Genomic DNA, 22139 nt, shown 5'->3' on the forward strand with positions numbered 1-22139 from the left:
TCGTCGCCGGAGGCGCGGAAGCCGTCGCCGTGGCCGCGGACGTGGACGCGTAGGGCGGTGTACTTGTCCTGGCCGATGCCGGGCAGGGTCTGGCAGCCGGAGGCGGGTCCGATCGTCGAGTCGGTGATGGTGAACCGGAAGGTCCTGTCACCGTCGGCGTTGACGACGTATCCGTCGATCTGGCTGTTCCTGATGGTCACGCCGTCGGCGTGGACGAGCAGCACGCCGGGGACGCGCACGCCGTCGAGGACGGTGCCGGACTTGGTGACGCGGTAGGCGGCGCCGTCCTCGTTCAGCGCCAGCGTCCGAAGCCTCGTGCCGGGCGGCACGCCCGTGCACGCCGGCGTCGGGTATCCGGGGCAGCGGCCGGCGGCCCCGGGAGCGGGGCCGGTGGTGGGCACGACCGGTCCGGGGGTGGGCCCGCCGCTCCTCGCCGGAGGAGCCGGTGCGGGGGTGCCGCACCCGGCCAGCAACGTCACGGCGGCCACCGGGACGGCGGCGAGCAGGCTGCCCCATCGCATCGCGTCGTTCACCTCGTCGCTTCCGGGCTCCGGAGCCGGTCCCGTAGTCGTTCCCATGATCCCGCGGAAAGATCCCGGTCGCTGATCGCGGAGACCGGAAGCGGCCAGTCGATCCCCAGCGCCGGGTCGTCGTAGCGGACCGACAGGTCCTCGACGGGGTCGTGTTCGCGGTCGATGCGGTAGCACACGTCGGTCTGCTCGGTCAGTGCCTGGAACCCGTGCAGCAGCCCCGGCGGCACGTAGAGGGTCACGAAGCTCTCGTCGTCGAGCAGCACCGAGATCCGCTCGCCGAAGGTGGGCGAGTCCGGGCGGGCGTCCACCAGCACGTCGTGCACTGCCCCGCGCGCGCAGCGCACCAGCTTGGCCTCGCCCCGGCCGGAACGGCCGTGCAGGCCGCGGATCGTGCCCCGGCGCGAGCGAGACTGGCTGTCCTGGACGAACGCGGCGGGGTCGAGCCCGGCCCGCTCGGCGACGACCGCGTCGAAGGTCCGGGTGAACAGCCCCCGGTCGTCACGGTGCGGCGTCGGTACGAACAACAGCACCCCGTCGATGGCGGTTCGCTCTACTCTCAAGGCGTCATCCCATTTCTCGCGGTTTCACGGTCGGTCGGGAGGCGTTCCGGTGAGCGACCAGGTGAACGACCCGGTGCCGGGCCCGGCGGACGTCCCGGCGACGGTTCCCGGGTGCGACCCGGCGGACGGTCCGGACGGCGCCGGCGGGGACTCCCCGTCCCCCGCCGGGTGGCCGGTGGTCAGCATCGTGGTGCCGGCGCACGATGAGGAGGCCGTCATCGCGGGCGGCCTGGCCCGGCTGCTCGACGGTTCGGCGCCCGGCGAGTTCGACGTCGTGGTGGTGGCCAACGCCTGCTCCGACCGTACGGCGCGGGCCGCCCGGCGGCCGGGCGTGCGGGTCCTGGAGACACCGGTTCCGGGCAAGGCCCACGCGCTGCGGCTCGGTGACGCGGCCTGCCGTACGTTCCCCCGTCTCTACCTGGACGCCGACGTCGAGCTGGACGCCGCGTCGGTGCGCGCGCTCGTCGCCGCCGCGGCCCGGCCGGGGGTGCTCGCCTGCGCCCCGGTGCCCGACTGGGACCTCGCCGGGACCGGCCTGGTCGCCCGGCGCGTGCACCGGGTGCACGACCGGCTCGTCGCGCCGCTGCGCGGGCTGGCCGGGGCCGGGGCCTACCTCCTCACCGGACGGGGGCACGCCAGGGTCTTCCCCATGCCGGACGTGATCTCCGACGACGGCTGGGTGCACGGGAGCTTCGCCCCGCACGAACGGGTGACCGTGCCCGAGGCCCGGACCCTCGTCCGGCCCGCCCCGACCGTCGCGGCGCATCTCAACCGGCGGGTGCGGGTACGGCTCGGCAACCGGCAGCTCGCCGCGCTGGGCCGGTCCGCGGCTGAGGGCCGCCTGCGGCTCGGCTCGCTGGCCGCCCTGGTGCGGGGGCGCCGGGTGAGCCCGCTCGACGCGGCCTGCTACCTCGCCGTCCTGCTCATGGACCGGGTGCTGACCCGGGTGCGCGCCCGCCGCGGCGGGCGGGTCCAGTGGGGCACGGACGGCGGCAGCCGCTCCCGCCCGGCCCGCTGACCCGCGTACCGTGGCGCGGCGCGCGGCGGCCGCTCCCGCCCCGCCGCCCGGTCCGAGTGCCGTGTCACGCCGCGCGGTGGCCGTCACCGCCCCTCCGGCCGGGCTCCGCGGGCCCGTCGCGGCGGGCTCAGGCATCGAGGGCATCGGGCCTCTCGGTGATCTCGTAGACCCGGGTCAGGCCGAACGGGCCCTCCTGGCGGGTCCCGCGCCCGTGCGTCACCGTGCGCAGGGGGCGGAAACGGCCGGTGCCCAGGAGGAACTCCTCCTCCGTGGGGTTGAAGTAGATCACCGTGACCCGGCGCGGGTTGCGGTCCACGCTCGCGACCAGCCGCCCGACCACGGTCTCGAAGGTCTCCCCCCGGAAGGGGTTGTTGAGGAACACCACGCTGACGTCGTCGGGGATCCGGTAGTCGAGCGCGTCCGACCGGACGAGCTCGACGTCCCGGCAGCGCAGGCGCAGGCGGGTGGTCGCGAGGTTCCGCCGGGCGATGTCGTTGAGCTGCTCCGACAGCTCGACGCCGATCACCTTTCCGAACCGGTACCGGGACGCGGCCTCCAGCACCATGCGGCCCATGCCGGACCCCAGGTCGACGAACACGTCGCCTTCGCCGACCTCGTCCCGCGGCAGCGCCCGGCGCAGCGTCCGCCAGTTCGCCGCCGAGTAGTAGACCCGGTCGTGGCGGGCCAGCCCGAACTCCTCCAGGCTCACGACCTCGGCGGTCCGCACGCCGTACCGGCGTTCGAAGAGCAGCCGCCCGGCGGCGCGGCGGAGCCAACGGTGGGCCCGCCCGAACCCGCCCAGCAGGCCGCTCGCCACCGCCGCCGACGCGTCGGCGACGGCCTGCGCGACGGGGGCGACCTCGGGGGACACGACGGTCTCGACGAGCACGCTCACGATGACCACTCCTTCGTCGTCAGGCCGGTACGGGTCCGGCGCCGGGGGTTTCCGGGACGGATGCCGCGCCGGGGGCCTCCGGCGCGGACCCGGCTCCGGGATCCCGCGGCGCGGGCCCGGAACCGGGGGTTCCCGGGCGCCGCGCCCTCCTCCACCCGGAGGTCACGACCCCGCGCGCCGGGGGAGGGCGGCCTCGTAGGCGGCCAGCAGCGCCGCCCGGGAGTGCTCCCAGGACAGCGGGCCGGCGACCCGCGCCTGGCCGATCTCACCCATCCGCCGCCGCTCCCCGGGGTCGTCGAGCAGCCGGGCGACGAGCTTGGCGAACGCCGACTCGTCGTTGGCCGGCGCGTACAGCGCCGCCTCCCCGGCCGACACCCTCGCCTCCCGCAGGTCGAAGGAGACGACCGGGCGGGCCATCGCCATGTACTCCATGATCTTGTTCATGGTGGACACGTCGTTGAGCGGATTGAGCGGGTCGGGCGCCAGGCAGACGTCGGCCGCGGACAGGTAGCGCAGCAGGTCGTCGTCGGGGATCCGGCCGGTGAACTCCACCTGGCCGGCCAGGCCCAGCTCACGGGAGAGGGCCACCATGTCGTCGAAGGTGTCGCCGGCGCCGACGAACACCGCGTGCCAGTCCGTACGGCCCAGCTCGTCGCGGAGCCGGGCCAGCGACCGCAGCGCGTAGTCCACCCCGTCCTGCGGGCCCATCACCCCGAGGTAGCACAGCAGGTGCGGCCTGCCCCGCCGGAGCCCCTCCTCGACGGGGACCTGGTGGAACCGTTCGACCATCGGGGCGCTGCGCACCACGAACACCCGCTCCGGCCGCTTGCCGCCCCGCCGGACCGCGACGTCGCGGTAGCTCTCGTTGGTCGCGATGACCACGTCGGCCGCGCGGTAGGTGAACCGTTCCAGGAGGCGGACGGCCCGGTAGAGGAGGTCCTCGCCGCGGCCGAAGCGCGACAGGTACAGCTCGGGCACCAGGTCGTGCTGGTCGAAGACGAACCGGGCGCCGCGCCGCCGCATCGCCAGGGCCACCAGGAACAGCAGGTCGGGCGGGTTGCAGGCGTGCACCACGTCCACCGGTCCGACCCGCCGGGCCAGCCGGAAGGTGTGCCACAGCGCCGTGCCGTACTCCCGCAGGTAGCCGAGCGGGCCGCCGGTCGCCGCCCGCAGCGGGTAGCGGTGGATGCGCACCCCCTCGACCTCGGCGTACGGTTCGGTGTCCCGTTTCGCGCCCCGCGGGCAGATGACGTGCACCTCCCAGCCGGCGTCGCGTAGCGCGGTGCTCTCCTGCCAGACCCGGCGGTCGAACGGCACGGAGAGGTTCTCGACGAGGATGAGTGCTTTCCTACCAGCCAAGGCCCACGTATCCAGGGTGTGCCCGGCGCGCGGCGGCGTCGGGGAGGCGGACGAGGTCGATGATCACGCGGTCTCCGGCTCCGGCCAGCGCGTCCAGCACGTCGGGGTCCTTGCATCCGACGACGCAGACGTCGGCGTGCGCGAGCACCTCGCCCGCGGAACCGCTCAGCAGGTCGCCCAGGTGCGGCAGCCTGCTGGCGATGTAGTCGCGGTTGGCCCCCACCAGCCGCGACAGGGAGACGTTGGCGTCGTAGATGCGCAGGTCGTAGCCCTTGCCCAGGAGCCGTTCGGCCAGCTCGACCATGGGGCTCTCCCGCAGGTCGTCGGTGCCCGGCTTGAACGACAGCCCGAACAGCCCGACCCGGCGGCCGCCCGCGGCGGTCACCAGCTCGAAGGCGCGGCGCAGGTGGTCGTCATTGGACGGCAGGACGTGCGCCAGCAGCGGCACCGAGACGTCGGCCCGGCGGGCCGCGTACACCAGGCCCCGCAGGTCCTTGGGCAGGCACGAGCCGCCGAAGGCGAAGCCCGGCCGCAGGTAGGCCGGGCTGACGTTGAGCTTGCGGTCGGCGAGGAAGACGTCCATCACCTGGTGGGAGTCGAGGCCGAGCGCCTGGCAGATCGCACCGATCTCGTTCGCGAAGCTGATCTTCAGGCCGTGGAAGGCGTTGTCGGTGTACTTCGTCATCTCGGCCACCGTGATCGGCACCCGGAACACCTCGCCCGGCAGCCCCTCGTAGAGTGCGGCGACCACGTCGCCGCTGGCACGGTCCAGCTCGCCGATGACGGTCTTGGGCGGGTCGAAGAAGTCGCGCACGCTGGTGCCCTCGCGGAGGAACTCCGGGTTGACCGCCACGCCGAAGTCGGTCCCGGCGGCCAGGCCGGACTCCCGCTCCAGGATCGGGACGAGCAGGTCCTCGCAGGTGCCGGGGAGCATGGTGCTGCGGAAGACGACGGTGTGCCGCCCTGCCCCGGACGCCGGCGTCCCTGTGGCGGGCGCCTCGGTCGCCTGAGTCGCCGGTGGTTCGGCGGCGGGCGTCCCGGTGGGCGTCTCGGCGGTGGTCGGTGTCCCGGTGGCGGGTTTCCCGGCGGTGGCCGGTGTCCCGGCGGCCAGCGCGCGGCCGATCTGCTCGGCGACCCGCTCCAGGTAGGCGGTGGACAGGCTGCCGTTCGGCGCGGACGGCGTGCCCACGCACACCAGCGAGACGTCGGTCGAGCCGACCGCCTCGGCGACGTCGGCCGTGGCCCGCAGCGCGCCGCTCCGCACGGCCTCCGCGGTCAGCTCGCCGATGCGCTCCTCGACGACCGGGGCCAGGCCGCGGGTGACCAGGTCGACCTTGAGCGGGTTGACGTCGACGCCGACCACCTTGTGCCCGGCGGAGGCGAGGCAGGCGGCGGAGACGCAGCCGACGTAACCGAGCCCGAAAACGCTGATTCTCACTGGGAACCGCCTCCATGGGGTCGTCCGCGGGCCGCGGGCGGGAGGCGTTTTCCGCGCCCCGCACTGCTCGTTCTTTAATCAGGTGATTTTCTGCGAGCGTTACGAAGTGAAAAATGGCAGCTCTGACACTTATGGCGTTAGTTTCTCATTAATGTACGGATTTTTCGGGTCATGTTTTGTAACCCCGGGCCCAGGGGCGACGCCTTCGCCGCGGCCACCGCCGAGTCGCGCGCCCGCCGCAGCGCCAGCCGGGCCGCGCTCCGGGTGACCAGCCCCTGGCACACCACCGTCTCGCCGGTCCTGGCCCGCCGCTTGTACTCGTCGTCCCCCCGCCCGAGGTCGACACGGGTGATGCCCAGGGCCGGGGCGGCGGCGACGATCTCACGCAGCAGGATCCACCCGGGGGACAGGCCCGCGAAGGCCGGGTCGTAGACGGGGAACCACCAGTGCAGCACGTTTCCCGAGCGGATCCCGAAATGCGCGGCGACCAGATGCGGGCCCGCGTGCACCGCGGACAGGATCCCGCCGAACGAGGGGTCCCGCACCCGCAGCAGCCGTTCCAGCAGCTCGCGGCGGCCCGGTTCGGCGAAGTGGTCGCGGACGCCGGTGGCGGCGTACTGTGCCCGCTTCAGCGCCACCACCCGCCCGAGGATCTCCGGGTCGGCCGCGTCGGCGGTGAAGCGCACCGCGCCGTGGTCCCGCTCGGCCCGCCTCGCGCGGCGCCTGGCCTGCGCCATGTTGTCCCGGCCGCTGCGCGAGGCCCGGCCCAGATACCCCTCCAGCCCCCCGGAGACGTCGAGGTACGGCGACGCCCGCCGCGACTCCACCCACGGGGTGAAATCCGCGCAGCTCTCCACGAGATGGTCGAACGCGAAGCCGCGCACCCCGCCGGTGAGCAGGGCCGGCGGGGGGAAGGACGAACCGGGCGCGAGCACCGGTCCCTGGAAGTCGGCGCCCGGCCAGCCCGCGGGCCTGGCCAGCGACCCCTCGCGGTGGTGGGGCAGCAGGGCGCTGACCACGCCGTCGCCGTCCCGGCCGACGGCGACCCGCACCTCGAAACCGCTCGCGTGCACGGCGGCGGCGAATCCGGGGTGGAAGTAGGGGCTGTCCAGCAGCGGGTTGGCCGCCCGCAGCGAATGCCAGGCGTCGAGCTCCTCGGCGGTGAGCGCGTCGAAGCCCACCGTCCGCACGCTTCGCACGGTCCGGGCGGCGGGCGCCGCGTCCGCGGGCATGGTCATCGTGGCCTCCCCCCGATCGCCGGTCAGTCGGCGAGCTTCCGGATCCGGCGTGACGGCAGCAGCAGCGCCATGACCGAAGCCCGCGACGTGCGGCGCCCGGCGAGCGCGCGGGCCCCCTCGCCGAGGACGACCGCGGCGAAGAAGAGGGACCCGGCGGCCGAGCCCCGGCGCCGCCGGAACAGCCGCACCCGGTTGACGGTGAGCAGCGCGGCCAGGGTGGGGTTGACGCCGGAGTCGCCGCCGATGTGCTCGAACACCGACGACGGCTCGTACCACAGCGTCCATCCCCGGTCCGCGGCGCGCAGCGCGAACTCGGTCTCCTCGCTGTAGAGGAGGAACGACTCGTCCCACGGGCCGATCTCCCGGATGAGATCGGTGGAGACGAGCATGGCCGCGCCCGTCGCCCACGCGGCCGGACCGGCCCGCTCGTACTCCGCGGGGTCGGTGACCAGCTCGCCCAGGGTGCCGATGCGGCCCGCGAGGCCGCCGCCGATCACCGCCTCGGCCAGCGCCCGCCGTACGGTCGGGGTACGGCGCAGCGAGGGCTGCAGGCTGCCGTCCGGGTTCACCAGCCGCGGCACGGCGATGCCGCACCCGGGCCGCCGCAGGGCCTCGGCGAGGGGGGCCAGCGAGCCCGGCCGCAGCCGGCAGTCGGGGTTGACCACCAGCACCGCGTCGAGCGCGCCGAGGTCGAGCTCCGCGACCCCCGCGTTGACCGCCGCGGCGTACCCGGCGTTGCGGCCGAGCTGGACGGTCCGGACCGGCAGGTCCGCCGCCTCCCCGGCGATCCGCAGCGAGCCGTCGCGGGAGGCGTTGTCGGCCACGACGACACGCGCGAGGCGCGTCCCGCGTGCGCCCTCGGCGAGGGAGCGCAGGCAGCCCGGGAGGACCTCCGCGCTGTTGTAGGTGACGACCACCACGGCGATCCTGGGCGCACCAGACGTCATGTACGGCTCATCGTGCCGCGCCGGGACGCCGTTACCGCGTTCCAAAAGGGCGTATCCGGGGCGATGGGGACCGGGGAACGCCGGGACCCGGGGATGCCGGGGTTCGGAGGACGCCGTGGCCCGGGGGTATCGGGGTTCGGAGGACGCCGGGACCCGGGAGTGTCGGGGCTCCGAAGGGTTCCGGGATGACGCCGGGACCCGGGAGTGTCGGGGCTCCGAAGGGTTCCGGGATGACGCCGGGATTCCGGGCCGTCCAAGCCGGCCGGCGCGGCCGACGGGGCCGGCGCGGCCGGCCGGTCAGCCGCGGAACCGCTTGACCACCCGGGCGACCGCCCGGCGGGCGCGCAGCGGCAGCGGCGGGGTGCCGTCCACGACGCGGGACGCCCAGGCCGGGTCGATGTCGTGCCGCAGGCTGTTGCGCGCCTGGAGCCAGGAACCCGGGCGGGCCCGGCCGCCGTCGCTGGTGTAGGCGCGGGTCACCCCGGCCCGCCTCAGCATGCCGAGCACCCGCCGGTCGTAGGACCCGAACGGGATGGCCACCCTCGTCACCGGCCCGCCCACCAGCTCGCCGAGCAGGCGGTTCGCGCCGTCGATCTCCTCCTTCGCCTGCCGGGCGTCCAGCCGCCGCCAGTCGCGGTGGGCCCAGCCGTGCGAGCCGACCCGCATGCCCGCCGCGACGAGCTCGCGGACCCCGTCGGCGTCCAGCCTGCCCGGCTCGCCGAGGAGCCCGGCCAGCACGAAGAACTCCGCGGTCAGGCCGCGTTCGAGCAGCCGGGGGAGGGCGATCTCCACGTCGGAGGCGTTGCCGTCGTCGAAGGTGACGCGGACGTCCCGGCGGCCCGCCACGGCGTCGAGCACCCGCTCGAACCGTTCCACGTCGACCCAGGTCTCGTCCTCGCCCTCGTCGAGCGGGCGGACGGCCGGGCCGATGCCGTGGACCGTGAGATTGACGACCGACTCCACCAGCGTCCCCTTCTCCGGCCGGGGTCTTTCGGCCACGCGGGACGGCGGGGCGGCGCGGCGTGCGGTCTTCCGGCTCCGTCCGGGATATCGGGGCCGCCCGCGTCCCCCGTTACAGCGGTGGACGCCCGCCCGGGTGGGAGCGTCCGGGGGCGACGCGACCGGGAACGGTCGAGGCCGACCGCCCGGACCAGGACGGACCGAGCGGCGCGGGGCAGGGCGGGGCGGGGCCGGTGGTTCAGGACGGGCCGGGCGCGTCCTGGAACTCGCCGGCCCGCAGCCGGTCGGCGTACCAGGCGACGGTACGGCGCAGGCCGTCCTCCAGCCCGATGACGGGCCGCCAGCCGAGCACGTCGGCGGTGGGGCCGATGTCGGCGATCCGGGCGCCGTCCAGCGGCCGGTCGGGGAGCGCGCCGTAGCGGGGACGCGCCACGCCGCCGGTGATCCGGACCAGCAGCTCGGCGGTGTCGCGGATGGTCGTCCGCGTGCCCGAGCCGACGTCGAGGCTCCGGCCGGCCGCCTCCGGGGTCGTGGCGGCGGCCAGGAACGCCTCGACGACGTCGTCCACATGGATCCAGTCGATCTCGCGCTTGCCGCTGCTCAGAGCCGGCTCCCGCCCCCGCAGCAGCGACAGCGCCATGTACGGCACCAGCCTGGCGAGGTTCCGCTCGCCCTGGCCGTAGACCATCGCGACGCGCAGGTTCGTCACGGGGACGTCCCACAGGCGGTGGAACATCAGGGCGTAGCCGCGCGCGGCCCACTTGGCGGCCGCGTAGGGGGAGGACGGCACGGCGTCGCCCTCGTCCGGGCGGAGCTCCTCCACCGACCCGGCCAGCACCACCCGCGCCCCGGGATCCTCGGCGACCGCGGTCAGCAGGTTGACCACGCTCGCCAGGTTGCCGCGGAGCATCGTCGGGACGAGCCGGGGGTCACGCGTGCCGGCGACCTCGCTGGCGAGGTGGAAGACGACGTCGGGGCGGACGGAGCGGATCAGCGCCCCGGCCGCCTCGGTGTCGCCGACGTCGGCGACGTGCCAGGTCCGGCCGTGCTCGGCCGCCCGGCCGGGTCCGCGGCTGACCGCGTGCACCCGCGCGCCGAGGGCGGCCAGGCGTTCCACCAGGCGGGACCCGATGAACCCGGTGGCGCCCGTCACCAGTACGCGGCGGTCGTGCCAGCCGGAGGCCTCGGAGCCCCCCTGACCCTCGGATCCCGTGAAGTCCCCGGAACCGCCGGAGCCGCCGGAGCCGTCGAAGCCCGGGAAGCCCCCGGAACCTCCGAAGCCCTCCCGCTCGGGCACGCTCGGCCGTTCGGATTCCGGGGCGGTCGGCATGGGTGTTCTCCCAGGGGTCGATGACGGCGCCGCCCGGCGCTCCGGCCGGGCCTCGGAGGGCACAGGCGTTTCATACCGCAACGGACCCGGCGATGTACCCGATAACCGATGTATCGGGAAGTTCTCCCTGGTTCTTCGGTGAGAAAAGCCACGGGGCCGCCCCCGTGCGGGAGCGGCCCCGTGGCCGTGTCTTCTTTCGTCCTCTCCGGGCTCCGGAGCGGTCCGTGCGCCAGGCGCGGTCAGCCGATGCGCCAGGTGTCCCCGGCGAGCAGCAGTTCGTCCAGGTCACCGGCGCCGCGCTGGGCGGTGGCCTCCTCCAGCTGCGCGGCCATCAGCTCGTCGTAGCTCGGGCGGTCGACGTTGCGGAACACGCCGATCGGCACGTGCTCGAACGCCGGCTCGTCCAGCCGCGACAGCGCGAAGGCCAGCGTCGGGTCGGCGCGGTGGGCGTCGTGCACGAGGATCTCCTCCTCGCGCACCTCCGAGCGGGCGACGACCTCGATGCCGCCGTCGGCCGAGCGGCGGACCGCCTTGGTGGCCGAGACGATCGGCTGCCCGTGCTCCAGTCGCAGGGTGATCTCGTCACGCTGCGCCGGATCCTTGAGCTGGTCGAAGGCGCCGTCGTTGAAAATGTTGCAGTTCTGGTAGATCTCCACCAGGGAGGTGCCGCGGTGCTCGGCGGCCTGGCGCAGCACCGACTGCAGGTGCTTGCGGTCGGAGTCGATGGTGCGGGCCACGAACGACGCCTCCGCGCCGAGCGCCAGCGACACCGGGTTGAACGGCTTGTCCAGCGACCCCATCGGCGTGGACTTGGTGACCTTGCCGACCTCGGAGGTCGGGGAGTACTGACCCTTGGTCAGCCCGTAGATCCGGTTGTTGAACAGCAGGATGTTGAGGTTGACGTTGCGGCGCAGCGCGTGGATCAGGTGGTTGCCGCCGATGGACAGCGAGTCGCCGTCACCGGTGATCACCCACACGCTGAGGTCCGGCCGGGAGGCGGCCAGGCCGGTGGCGATCGCCGGGGCGCGGCCGTGGATCGAGTGGAACCCGTAGGTGTTCATGTAGTACGGGAACCGCGACGAGCAGCCGATGCCCGAGACGAACACCATGTTCTCGCGCTTGAGGCCCAGCTCCGGCACGAAGGACTGGACCGCGGCGAGGATGGCGTAGTCGCCGCAGCCGGGGCACCAGCGGACCTCCTGGTCGGACTTGAAGTCCTTCATGCCCAGCGCGACGTCGGACTTGGGGACGAGGGACAGGCCCCTGCCGTTGGTGATGAGGTCACTCACTGTCGATCACATCCTGGATGACGCTCGCCAGCTCCTCGGCCTTGAACGGGAGCCCGCGCACGCGGTTGTAGCTGATGACGTCGACCAGGAAGCGGGCGCGCAGCAGCAGCGCCAGCTGGCCGAGGTTGATCTCCGGAAGCAGCACCTTGTCGTAGGACCGCAGCACCTCGCCGGTGTTGGCGGGCAGCGGGTTGAGGTGGCGCAGGTGGGCCTGGGCGACCTTGCCGCCGGACTTCCTGATCCGCCGCACCGCCGCGGCGATCGGGCCGTAGGTGGAGCCCCAGCCCAGCACCAGCACCCGGGCGTCGCCGTCGGGGTCGTCGACCTCCAGCGCCGGGATGTCGGCGGCGATGCCGTCGATCTTGGCCTGGCGCAGCCGGACCATCTTGTCGTGGTTGTTCGGGTCGTAGGAGATGTTGCCGGTGCCGTCGGCCTTCTCGATGCCGCCGATCCGGTGCTCCAGCCCCGCGGTGCCCGGGATCGCCCACGGACGGGCCAGGGTCTCCGGGTCGCGGGCGAAGGGCAGGAACGTCGTGCCGTCCTCGCCGTTCGGCGCGGTGGCGAAGTCGACGGAGATGTCGGGCAGCTCGGCCGCGCTCGGCACCTTCCACGGCTCGGAGCCGTTGGCGAGGTAGCCGTCCGACAGCAGCATGACCGGGGTGCGGTACTTCACCGCGATCCGGGCCGCCTCGACGGCCGCGTCGAAGCAGTCGGACGGGGTGGCCGGCGCCACGATCGGCACCGGCGACTCGCCGTTGCGGCCGTACATCGCCATCAGCAGGTCGGTCTGCTCGGTCTTGGTCGGCATGCCGGTGGACGGGCCGGCCCGCTGCACGTCGACCACGACCAGCGGCAGCTCCGTGGTCACCGCCAGGCCGACGGTCTCGGCCTTCAGCGCCACGCCGGGCCCGGAGGTGGTGGTCACGCCCAGCGCCCCGCCGAACGCCGCCCCGAGCGCGGCGCCGACACCGGCGATCTCGTCCTCGGCCTGGAAGGTGCGGATGCCGAACCGCTTGTGCTTCGACAGCTCGTGCAGGATGTCGCTGGCCGGCGTGATCGGGTACGAGCCGAGGAACAGCGGCAGCCCCGACCGCACCGAGGCGGCGATCAGGCCGTAGGCCAGGGCCTGGTTGCCGGAGATGTTGCGGTAGACGCCCGGGGCCAGCTTGGCCGGCTTGACCTCGTAGGACACCGAGAACGACTCGGTGGTCTCACCGTAGTTCCAGCCCGCCTGGAAGGCCGCGATGTTGGCCTTGGCGATGTCGGGCTTCTTGGCGAACTTGGTCTCCAGGAACTGGATCGTCGCCTCGGTCGGCCGGTGGTACAGCCAGCTCAGCAGGCCCAGGGCGAACATGTTCTTGGAGCGCTCGGCGTCCTTCTTGGACAGGTCGAAGCCCTCCAGGGCCTTGACCGTCAGGGACGTCAGCGGCACCGCGTGCACCCGCCACTCGGCCAGCGAGTCGTCCTCCAGCGGGTTGGCGGTGTAGCCGACCTTCTGGAGGTTGCGCTTGGTGAACTCGTCGGTGTTGGCGATGATGTCGCCGCCGCGCGGCAGGTCGGACAGGTTGGCCTTCAACGCCGCGGGGTTCATCGCGACCAGGACGTTCGGCGCGTCGCCGGGCGTGAGGATGTCGTGGTCGGCGAAGTGAAGCTGGAAACTCGACACGCCCGGCAGGGTCCCTGCGGGGGCGCGGATCTCGGCGGGGAAGTTGGGCAGGGTCGACAGGTCGTTGCCGAACTCCGCGGTCCCGGCCGTGAAGCGATCACCGGTGAGCTGCATGCCGTCGCCGGAGTCTCCGGCGAAGCGTATGATCACGCGGTCGAGTTGCTGAACCTGCTTGGTCACAGCTCGGTCCTCCTCGACGCGATGGGGCGCCGTCGCTGGTGGCACGTTTTTCTTTCCATGCTAGATCCCTCGGGGTCACGCTTCGGGTGTTCCGCGTTCCACATGGTGGAAAGGCGCGTGCTCGCGTCACACGTCCTCTGCGGGTCGCGGAGTCGGGCTTCGGAGGGGGTCGTGAAGGGCCTGGGGGCGGTCACGACCGCGAGCGACCTGCCCGACACAGCCCGGCGGTGATCCGGCACAGGTCGACGTGCAGGCGGCCGAAGAGGACGGTTGTGGTCACGATCCTCAACTATATGTCCCGCCTCAAGCCGGAACCTTCTCCCCCGTAGCCATCTCCCCGTGGCGCCGGGCCCCGGCGCCGGTCAGAGCATCGTCTGCTTGCCGAGGGTCCGGGCGCGCTCGCCGGACTCGGCGGAGTCGTAGACCACGCCCGGCCGCATCCCCTGCGCGCCGTACAGCTCGGGGACGGTGACGAAGGTGTAACCCTCGGCCTTGAGACGCCGCAGGACCTCAGCCGTGGCCTCGGCGGCCGATCCGCCCGTGTCGTGCATGAGGATGATCGCGCCGCGCGCGGCCCCCGCGACGGCCCGCGCGGCGACGTCCGCGGGGGCGTCGTCGTCGAGGTCGCCGGTGTCGACGCTCCACCGGACCACCGGCATGCCCAGCTCGCGGGCGGCGGCGGTGACCTGGTCGCCGACCCTGCCGTACGGCGGGCGCACCAGCGTGGGCACCTGCCCGGCGGCCTGGGCGACCGCGTCCCGGCCCCGGACGAGCTGGTCGATGATCATGTTCCGGGACATGGCGGTCAGGTCGCGGTGCGACCAGGTGTGACCGGCGACCAGATGCCCCTCGGCCGTCATGCGCCGGAGCAGGTCGGGGCGGGCCACCGCGCTGGAGCCGACGCAGAAGAAGGTGGCCCTCGCCCCCTGCGCGGCCAGGACGTCCAGCAGCCCGGCGGTGCCGGTGCCGGGGCCGTCGTCGTAGGTCAGCGCGACGCACTTGGCCTTCGCGCAGTCGACGTCGCCGCCGCGCGAGCTGGTCGCCTTCGGCCGGTCGGCGTTCGGCTCCTCCAGGGAGGAGGAGGGCGGCGGCGCCGTGGCCCGCCTGCCCGCCTCCTCGACGGCCGTCCGCTGCGCCCGCAGCCCGGTCGGCGACAGCATCGGCCCGGCGGTCCCGGCCGGCACGGCCACCGCGACCCGGCCGAGGAAGCCCGGCCCGACCTGCGAGTCGTCGAACTCCACGACGAGGTCGCCGTGCATGTTGAAGGCGATGGAGTCGAAGATCTTCGGGTCCGGGGTGACCGCCTGCGGGTTCGCCGCCGCTCCCCGGGACAGCAGGCTCCGCCTGGCGAGCCGGGCCAGCTCGGTCAGGGCCGCGCGGTCCCTGAGGAGACCGGCGGAGTCCATGGCGCGCTTGTCCACCCGGTCGTACCAGACGGTGGTACGGGACTCCGTCCAGCCGCCGCCGGCGGACTCGCCGGTGCGCAGCCGTACGCCGAGCACCTCCTTCGAGGCGGCGGTGAGCTGCCAGTCCACGTTGAACTCGGCGTGGGGCGGCTGTCCCGCGGTGCCCTTGCGATCCGCCCGCACGCTCCGGTCGAACAGGCCGAGCTGCGCGGTCACCGTACGCCGGAGCTCCTCGGTGAGGCGGGGGGCGTCCGCGACCGAGGGGTAGGCGGCGTGCACCTCCGGTCCACCGGGGTCGCGCCGGGAGACGGTGCGGACGTCGAGCCCCCGCACGGCGGTGGGCGCCACGTAGTCGACCATCGTGGGCTCCGAGGGGAGGGGAGCCTCGGCGCCGGAGGAGACCACGCCGCAACCCGCCGCGGAAGCGACGATCAGCGCGATTCCTCCGGTGAGTCGCAGATTGGGCATGGGTGCCAGGCTAGGGGCGATAAATGGCTGTTTGCCGTTTTTTGGGGTTAATGGCGGAGAGGTTTTGATCGTGAGAAGGTTTGGGCCCGCCATGGGGTGACCGGTGCCGCGGATGCTGATATAGCTGGTCAGAAGGGGCGTACGCGCGGGACCGTCGCGGGCTCCGAAGTCGGCCGGAAGGGAGCCGCGCGGGAGGACCGACGCGGGCTCCGGGACCGGTTCGAGAGGCGTGCGCGGTGGGACTCCCGCCGGGCGCGCCGGTGACGGAAAGGGGAGGTCGTGACCGTGTCCCTCGGGTATCTCGGCTCCTACGCCGCGGTCCTCGCCCTGTTCGTGGTCGGGGTGGCGATCGTCGCCGGGGCGCTGTTCGCCAACCGGATGCTCAGGCCCACCCGGCCGACCCCCGACAAGCTGGCGACCTACGAGTGCGGCGTCGACCCGGTGGGCGAGGGCTGGGCGCAGTCCCAGGTCCGCTACTACGTCTTCACCTACCTCTACGTGATCTTCGCGGTGGACGCGGTCTTCCTCTTCCCCTGGGCGACGGTCTTCGCCGCCCCCGGGTTCGGAATGACGACGCTGGTGGAGATGTTCGTCTTCCTGGGGTTCATCGCGCTCGGCATCCTGTACGGCTGGCGCAAACGCGTCCTGACCTGGGCCTGACCGCCGGGCGGCGCGGCCCGCCGAAAGCCCGCGCCGGGAAGCGGCGCCCGGCCCCGCCGAGGGTCCCGCGGCCCCGGCCGACCGACACGGAAGGGAGAATGCATCACATGGCTGATCTCCCGATGCCCACCGTGGGGCCGGTCTCCCGGCTGGCTCCCAAGCCCATGCGCTTCGTCCTCAACTGGGGCCGGCGCTACTCGCTGTGGGCGTTCAACTTCGGTCTGGCCTGCTGCGCCATCGAGTTCATCGCGACCTCGATGAGCAGGCACGACTTCATCAGGTTCGGGGTCATCCCGTTCGCCAACGGCCCCCGCCAGGCCGACCTGATGATCGTCTCAGGCACGGTGACCGACAAGATGGCGCCGGCGGTCAAGCGGCTGTACGAGCAGATGCCCGACCCGAAGTACGTGATCTCCTTCGGCGCGTGCTCCAACTCGGGCGGGCCGTACTGGGACTCCTACTGCGTCACCAAGGGCGTCGACCAGATCATCCCGGTGGACGTCTACGTCCCGGGCTGCCCGCCCCGGCCCGAGGCGCTGCTGCACGGGATCATGATGCTCCAGGAGAAGATCGCCGCCGAGAACCTGGGTGACCGGTATGTCTGAGCCTTCGACTTCTGAGCCGCCCGCGCGCCCCGCGACCGGGTCCGGGTCCGCGACCCCCGAGCCGCCCGCGCGCCCCGGGACCGGGTCCGGGTCCGCGACCCCCGAGCCGCCCGCGCGCCCCGGGACCGAGCCAGGGTCCGTGACCCCTGAGCCGTCCGCGCGCCCCGCGACCGGGCCAGGGACGTCCGCGCGCCCGGGGCCCGCCCGCCGGGAGCCCGGGGACTCCCCGGACCGGGCCGGGACCCCCGTCCGGGACGCCCTCCTCGCCCGGTACGGCGAGCGCGTCCAGGTGTCGGAGTCCTTCGGCGAGATCACCGCCGACGTCCCGCCGGGCGACTGGACCGACCTGCTGGAGTTCGCCCGCGACCGGGGATACGTGTTCTTCGACTGGCTGACCGGCGTGGACGAGCCGCCCGACGCCTTCTCGGTGGTCGCCCACCTCTACGACCCCGTGACCCGCGCCCACCTGCTGCCCCGCACCCGGGTGCCGCGCGCCGACCCCCGCCTGCCCAGCGCGGTCGGCGTGTTCCGGGGCGCCGACTGGCACGAGCGCGAGACCTTCGAGATGTTCGGCGTGGTCTTCGAGGGCCACCCCAACCTCGTGCCGCTGCTGCTGCCCGAGGGCTTCGAGGGGCACCCGCTGCGCAAGGACTTCGTGCTGGCCGCCCGGGTCGCCAAGGCGTGGCCCGGCGCCAAGGAGCCGGGCGAGTCCGGCCACGGATCGCCGAGCCGCCGCAAGACGCTCCCGCCCGGCGTGCCCGCCGCCGGCTGGGGGCGTGACGCCGAGGAGCGGTAGCCGGGGACGGCACGCGGCCGGGACCGGGTCGCGGTGACGCGTCCGCTGCGGGGAATTCGGACGCCGCATGGGTCCGAACACCGCGGTGGGTCCGGACGCTGCATGGGGTCCGGACGCCGCGGTGGGGTCCGGACGCCGCGGTGGGTCCGAACACCGCGGTGACCCGTCCGCCGCGGTGGGTCCGGACGCCGCGGGGATCGGGAATCCCGCGACGGGCGTGATTCTCGCGGCGGCGGGCGGGGATGCCGCGGGCCGGGCCGGGGCATGATGACCGGGAGACCGGCGGACCCGGCCGATCCCGCCCGCGGGCGCGGCGGCCGAGAGGCCGGGTCCCGGCCCCCGGGCCCGGCGTTTGGAGGCGTTATGGCCGTGGTGCTCGACGTCGCCGTCCGGCTGGCCGTGATCGTGGCGGCGTTCCTGGTGCTCCCGCTGATCGCCGGGCAGGCCGAGCACAAGGTCATGGCCCATATGCAGGCGCGCCTGGGCCCGATGCGCGCCGGGGGCTTCCACGGCTGGGCGCAGCTGATCGCGGACGGGGTCAAGTTCGCGCAGAAGGAGGAGGTCGTCCCGGCCGCCGCCGACCGCCGGGTGTTCGCCCTGGCCCCCGCGGTGGCGCTGATCCCGTACCTCGTGGTGCTGGTGGTCGTCCCGGTCGGCCCCGGCCTGGTCGGGGTGGACCTCGACGCCGGGCTGTTCTTCGTCCTCGCCGTGATGGGGATCGGCGTGCTCGGCTCGATCATGGCCGGCTGGGCGTCCGGCAACAAGTACTCGGTGCTCGGCGGCATCCGCTCGGCCGCCCAGCTCGTGTCCTACGAGCTCCCGCTGGTCCTGGCCGCCTCCAGCGTCGCGATGGCCGCCGGGACCCTCTCCCTGCCGGGCATCGTGGAGGCGTGGCGGTGGTGGTGGCTGCCCTGGCAGGCGATCGGCGCGGTCGTCTTCTTCACCGCCGGGCTCGCCGAGCTGCGTCGCCCGCCGTTCGACATGCCGATCGCCGAGTCCGAGATCATCATGGGCCCGATGACCGAGTACACCGGCATGCGGTTCGCCCTGTTCATGCTGGCCGAGTACGCCGGGATCATCGTGCTGTCCGCGCTGACCACGGTCCTGTTCCTGGGCGGCTGGCACGGCCCGCTCCTCCCCGGGCCGGTCTGGACGCTCCTGAAGGTGGCCGCCCTGGTCTTCGTGGTCATCTGGGTCCGGGTGAGCTATCCCCGGCTGCGCGAGGACCAGCTCCAGAGACTCGCCTGGGTGGGACTGGTGCCGCTGGCGCTGGTCCAGCTCGCGCTGACCGGGATCGTCCGTGTCCTGGCGGGCTGATCCCGGTGCGTCCGGCGGCCCCCGGGTGTCGTGTCCGGTTCCGGCCACGTGTCGCGCCGCCGGATACGGCCTCCGGGATTTCAAAGCGTGCACGCTGGGCAGGAGGAGGACCCGCATGTGAGACAGCACGGCCATAGGACGGAACCGATGACCCTCGCACTCGCCGTGGACCACGACGACCTCGTCGTCGAGGTGCCGGAACACCCGCCGGTACGGCTGCCGCTCGCGGGCGGCGCCCGGGTGTGCACGCTGCTGTTCTTCGACTACCCGGGCCGGAGCAGGACCAGGTACGGCCTGGCGCTGCTCGACGAGTCCGGCCTGGTGATCATGCAGGCCCCCGGTTCCCGTTCGCGCGCCGATCTGGAGGCGTTCGCCCGGCGGCACGGCCTGACGTTCGAGGAACGGCGGTTCGCCACTGGCGAGGAGGCCCGCGTCGCGCTCGCCCGCCGGTCGCCGGGGTGGTGCATGGTGGGCTGGCGCATGCCGCCCCCGGCCCTGCCGCGGCTGCGCGTCCCCGGCCCGCGGAGCCTGCGGCCCCCCAAGGGGCCGGCGAAGGTCTGGTGGCGCGAACAGCTCCTGTACGCGCTGATGTGGCTGGTGCTCGCCTACGGCGCCGCCTTCGCCACCCTCGTCGTCCTCAACATGACGAACTTCACCGACGTCACCCGGGGCATGGACACGCTCGGGATCACCTCCCTGGTGCTGGCCGGGCTGACCGCCACCGGCGCCGCCGCCGTCTTCCTGGTCGGGATCGGCAGGCGGCGGGCCCGCAGGCAGACCGCCGACAGCCGCGAGCTGCAGCGGCAGGGCAAGCCGCACTGCCGGCTCGTGGTGGTGCACGACCGGCTGCTGCTGGAGACCGAGCGCAGGACCCGTGAGATCGAGGCCGACCGGCTGCTTCTCTACTCGGCCGACCCCGGGATGACCGGGCTGATCGTCGGGGAGGGCCGGTTCCACCTGCCGGGGCACTGGGACCCGGATGCGGCGCGCCGCTTCGCCGTACGGAACGGGCTGGAGCTGGAGACCCGGACGCTGAGCCGCGAGGAGTATCTCGATCTGACGAGCCGGGTCGGGGACGCGGTGCCCTGATCCGGAACCGGTCCGCCGATCCGCCTCCGGCCGCCCCGAGGGTCCGCCGCCGGTGATCCGCCCGCCGTCGGTCGCCGGCTGTCCTCACCGATCACCGGTCACCGATCACCGGTCACCGATCACCGGTCACCGGTCACCGGTCACCGGTCACCGATCACCGGTCGCCGGTCGCCGGTCGCCGGTCGCCGGTCGCCGGTCGCCGGTCGGCTGTTCCATCCGTCCCCTGCCCGGGGGACGGCTAGTGCACGATCCGCAGCATGATGTCGGCGGCCGTCGGCCGGTTGGCGGGCCGCTTGTCCAGGCAGACGGCGGCCAGCGGGCGCAGTGACGACGGCAGTGAGGACAGGTCGGGGTGGTGGCTGATCACCCGGTTCAGGATCGCCGGGATGGTGTCCGCGCCGAAGGCCGCCCGGCCGGAGGCGGCGAAGATCATCGTGGACGCCCAGCTGAACACGTCGGACTCCGGGCCGACGTGCTCGCCGGAGATCTGCTCCGGGGACATGTAGGCCGGGGTGCCGATGACGCTGCCGGTGGCCGTGGCCGTCGCCTGGTCCAGGGCGCGGGCGATGCCGAAGTCGATCACACGCGGCCCGTCCCCGCCGATCAGCACGTTGGCCGGTTTGAAGTCACGGTGCACCACGCCCGCCCGGTGGATCGCGGCCAGCGCGCCGGCCGTGGCCAGGGCCAGCCGGGTCAGGCCGTCCTCGGTGCGGGGACCCTGCTCGCGGACCAGCTGCTCCAGGGAGACGCCGTCGACGTACTCGCTGACGACGTAGGCCTGGTCGTCGGTGATGTTCACGTCGAGCACCCGGGCCGTGGAGAACGTCGCCACCCTCCGCGTCGCCTCCACCTCCCGGATGAACCGTTCCCTGACCACCGGGTCGCCGGTGAAGTGCTCGTGCAGAACCTTGATCGCCACCTTCTCCCCCCGGGGGGTGAGCGCCAGGTGGACCGTGCCCTGACCGCCCCTGCCGAGGGTGCCGATCAGCCGGTACGGTCCCAGACGGCCCTCCTCGCGGTCGTGACCGCCCTGCGGGTCGCGCCGGTCGCGCCGGTCGTGGTCGTCGTGCCGGCCGCCGCGGTCGCGGTGGCCGTCGTGGCTGTCGCGGCCGTCATGACCTTCGTGGCCGCGGAGGGAGCCGGCGGGCCCGCCGGCTCCGGTGAAGGTCCCGGCGGGCGAGGGCCGGTCGTAGGGTCCCGGGTCGTGGTGGGCCGGGGTGTGGTGGGCCGGGGTCCGCGACGTGCCGTACGGCGGTTCGCCGGGCCGGGGCCCCCACGGGGAGGCGGGCTCCCGGCCGGGGACGGGGGGAGCCGGGTGCGGCGCGGCGACGGCCGGGGCGTGCGACCCCGGCGGTCCGTACGGCGTCACCGGACCCGTTCCGTGCGAGGCCGAGGCCGGCCCGTACGGCGTCACCGGACCCGCTCCGGGCGCCGCCGAAGTCGCTCCGTGCGACCCCGGGGCCGATCCGTGCGACCCCGGGACCGGCCCGTGCGCCGAGGAGGCCGATCCGTGCGACGCCGGGACCGGCCCGGCCGGTGGTCCCGCCGGCGTCCTCGGCTGCGCGTACGGGCCGGGCGGCGAGCCGTACCGTGACCGTGACCCGTGCGGAGCCGGTTCGTGCGGTTCATGCGGTTCGTATGGCTTGTATGGCTTGTGTGGCGACCCGGGCGGCGGCTCGGCGGAGGACCCGTGCGGTGACCGGCGCGGCGCCTCGTACGGCGACCCGTACCGTGAGGGGTGCGTCGTCTCGTGCGAGGGCCCGTGCCGCGAGCCGTGCTTCGTCCCGTACGGCTCGCCGTACGGTTCGTACGACCCGTACGGCGCCGCCTGCCGCGGGGAGCCCTCCCGCCGGAACACCGCGCCCCGGATGATCAGCGCGTGTCCCAGGCCGCCGATCCAGCTGCCGAAGAAGCCGATCATCATCGTGGTGTCCAGCCAGGTGGGGATCAGCTCCGAGTCACCGTAGGTGCCGGCCCCGACCAGGAACGTCGCGACGGCGATGCCGTACAGGACGGTTGCGAGGGCCAGCCCGGGACTGCGCAGGCGGCGGGCGGCGTGGCCGATGACGAACGGCGTGCCGATCCCGAAGGTGAACAGGGGCACCAGGGCCCAGGCCACGCTCCATCCCGTGGAGGGCCGCGGAGGCGTCTGCGGGTACCGGCCGGGGCCGTACTGGTGGGACATGTCGCGAACAATACGTATTCCCACCGTCAGCCGCAGTCTCCGCGGGTGTCCTTTCCGTATCGGCCTTCGGATGGGGTCCGATACTCGAACACACAGTCTGTGGATAACTTCTGTGGACAACCCTCGGAGGCTGGATCGGTGTCCGATATGGGCGTTTTACTGGACGCCGCATTCCCGGGCGCGCCCCCATGCGTCATGAT

The 22139-nt window shown here is 73.7% G+C and carries 19 protein-coding genes; 6 read left to right on the top strand and 13 right to left on the bottom strand.

Annotation, left to right across the window (positions count from 1 at the left end):
- Positions 1–521: hypothetical protein (locus IEZ10_RS36690; RefSeq protein ID WP_229812030.1), on the bottom strand; the 521-nt coding region annotated here is incomplete at its 3' end.
- A gap of 8 nt (positions 522–529) precedes the next feature.
- Positions 530–1093 (bottom strand): dTDP-4-dehydrorhamnose 3,5-epimerase family protein, encoded by a 564-nt coding sequence (locus IEZ10_RS36695; protein WP_179820317.1) that lies wholly within the window; start codon positions 1091–1093, stop codon positions 530–532.
- Between the two features lie 49 nt (positions 1094–1142).
- Here IEZ10_RS36695 and IEZ10_RS36700 point away from each other — a divergent pair, with 49 nt between their 5' ends.
- The gene (locus tag IEZ10_RS36700; protein WP_229812031.1) at positions 1143–2111 is read left to right on the top strand and encodes a glycosyltransferase family 2 protein; all 969 of its coding nucleotides are present in this window, start codon (positions 1143–1145) and stop codon (positions 2109–2111) included.
- A 127-nt stretch (positions 2112–2238) separates the two neighbouring features.
- On the opposite strand, the gene IEZ10_RS36705 is transcribed toward IEZ10_RS36700, so the two are convergent.
- The 10 genes from IEZ10_RS36705 to IEZ10_RS36750 all read right to left on the bottom strand — a co-directional run bounded on the left by IEZ10_RS36705 (position 2239) and on the right by IEZ10_RS36750 (position 15287).
- The gene (locus IEZ10_RS36705) at positions 2239–3006 is read right to left on the bottom strand and encodes a methyltransferase domain-containing protein (protein ID WP_189251114.1); all 768 of its coding nucleotides are present in this window, start codon (positions 3004–3006) and stop codon (positions 2239–2241) included.
- A gap of 162 nt (positions 3007–3168) precedes the next feature.
- A complete protein-coding gene (locus IEZ10_RS36710; RefSeq protein ID WP_189251115.1) occupies positions 3169–4365 on the bottom strand; it encodes a glycosyltransferase family 4 protein in 1197 nt (398 codons plus the stop codon).
- Positions 4355–5803 (bottom strand): nucleotide sugar dehydrogenase, encoded by a 1449-nt coding sequence (locus IEZ10_RS36715; protein ID WP_189251116.1) that lies wholly within the window; start codon positions 5801–5803, stop codon positions 4355–4357. Before IEZ10_RS36715 ends, IEZ10_RS36710 begins: the two co-directional genes overlap by 11 nt.
- Positions 5804–5940: 137 nt before the next feature.
- Positions 5941–7041: a GNAT family N-acetyltransferase gene (locus IEZ10_RS36720; RefSeq protein ID WP_229812032.1), complete on the bottom strand. Its 1101-nt coding sequence runs from the start codon at positions 7039–7041 to the stop codon at positions 5941–5943.
- Between the two features lie 23 nt (positions 7042–7064).
- Positions 7065–7988 carry a glycosyltransferase family 2 protein gene (locus IEZ10_RS36725; RefSeq protein WP_189251117.1) on the bottom strand — a complete coding sequence of 308 codons (924 nt, stop codon included), beginning with the start codon at positions 7986–7988 and terminating at the stop codon, positions 7065–7067.
- A 297-nt stretch (positions 7989–8285) separates the two neighbouring features.
- Positions 8286–8951: a polysaccharide deacetylase family protein gene (locus IEZ10_RS36730; protein ID WP_189251118.1), complete on the bottom strand. Its 666-nt coding sequence runs from the start codon at positions 8949–8951 to the stop codon at positions 8286–8288.
- A gap of 235 nt (positions 8952–9186) precedes the next feature.
- Entirely contained in the window at positions 9187–10278 is a 1092-nt protein-coding gene (locus IEZ10_RS36735) for an NAD-dependent epimerase/dehydratase family protein (RefSeq protein WP_189251119.1), read from the bottom strand.
- Positions 10279–10517: 239 nt separating this feature from the next.
- Positions 10518–11567 (bottom strand): 2-oxoacid:ferredoxin oxidoreductase subunit beta, encoded by a 1050-nt coding sequence (locus tag IEZ10_RS36740; RefSeq protein ID WP_189251120.1) that lies wholly within the window; start codon positions 11565–11567, stop codon positions 10518–10520.
- The gene (locus IEZ10_RS36745; protein ID WP_189251121.1) at positions 11560–13413 is read right to left on the bottom strand and encodes a 2-oxoacid:acceptor oxidoreductase subunit alpha; all 1854 of its coding nucleotides are present in this window, start codon (positions 13411–13413) and stop codon (positions 11560–11562) included. Before IEZ10_RS36745 ends, IEZ10_RS36740 begins: the two co-directional genes overlap by 8 nt.
- 362 nt (positions 13414–13775) lie before the next feature.
- Positions 13776–15287, bottom strand: coding sequence for a polysaccharide deacetylase family protein (locus IEZ10_RS36750; protein WP_189251122.1), 1512 nt, complete (start codon positions 15285–15287; stop codon positions 13776–13778).
- A gap of 279 nt (positions 15288–15566) precedes the next feature.
- Between IEZ10_RS36750 and IEZ10_RS36755 the strand changes: the two genes are divergently transcribed.
- The 5 genes from IEZ10_RS36755 to IEZ10_RS36775 all read left to right on the top strand — a co-directional run bounded on the left by IEZ10_RS36755 (position 15567) and on the right by IEZ10_RS36775 (position 19754).
- On the top strand, positions 15567–15947 hold the full coding sequence (locus IEZ10_RS36755) for an NADH-quinone oxidoreductase subunit A (RefSeq protein ID WP_189251123.1): 381 nt from the start codon (positions 15567–15569) through the stop codon (positions 15945–15947).
- A gap of 107 nt (positions 15948–16054) precedes the next feature.
- Positions 16055–16552: an NADH-quinone oxidoreductase subunit B gene (locus IEZ10_RS36760; protein WP_179820297.1), complete on the top strand. Its 498-nt coding sequence runs from the start codon at positions 16055–16057 to the stop codon at positions 16550–16552.
- A 139-nt stretch (positions 16553–16691) separates the two neighbouring features.
- The gene (locus tag IEZ10_RS36765; protein WP_373287457.1) at positions 16692–17348 is read left to right on the top strand and encodes an NADH-quinone oxidoreductase subunit C; all 657 of its coding nucleotides are present in this window, start codon (positions 16692–16694) and stop codon (positions 17346–17348) included.
- A 363-nt stretch (positions 17349–17711) separates the two neighbouring features.
- The gene (gene nuoH, locus IEZ10_RS36770; protein WP_189251124.1) at positions 17712–18665 is read left to right on the top strand and encodes an NADH-quinone oxidoreductase subunit NuoH; all 954 of its coding nucleotides are present in this window, start codon (positions 17712–17714) and stop codon (positions 18663–18665) included.
- A gap of 147 nt (positions 18666–18812) precedes the next feature.
- Positions 18813–19754 carry a hypothetical protein gene (locus IEZ10_RS36775; protein ID WP_189251125.1) on the top strand — a complete coding sequence of 314 codons (942 nt, stop codon included), beginning with the start codon at positions 18813–18815 and terminating at the stop codon, positions 19752–19754.
- A 238-nt stretch (positions 19755–19992) separates the two neighbouring features.
- Here the strand turns inward: IEZ10_RS36775 and IEZ10_RS36780 are convergent, their stop codons facing one another.
- On the bottom strand, positions 19993–21939 hold the full coding sequence (locus tag IEZ10_RS36780; protein WP_189251126.1) for a serine/threonine protein kinase: 1947 nt from the start codon (positions 21937–21939) through the stop codon (positions 19993–19995).
- Positions 21940–22139: the final 200 nt, after the last annotated feature.

Origin of the sequence: Streptosporangium pseudovulgare (genome assembly GCF_014648055.1) — a bacterium.
In the GTDB taxonomy this organism is placed as follows: Bacteria; Actinomycetota; Actinomycetes; order Streptosporangiales; family Streptosporangiaceae; genus Streptosporangium; species Streptosporangium pseudovulgare.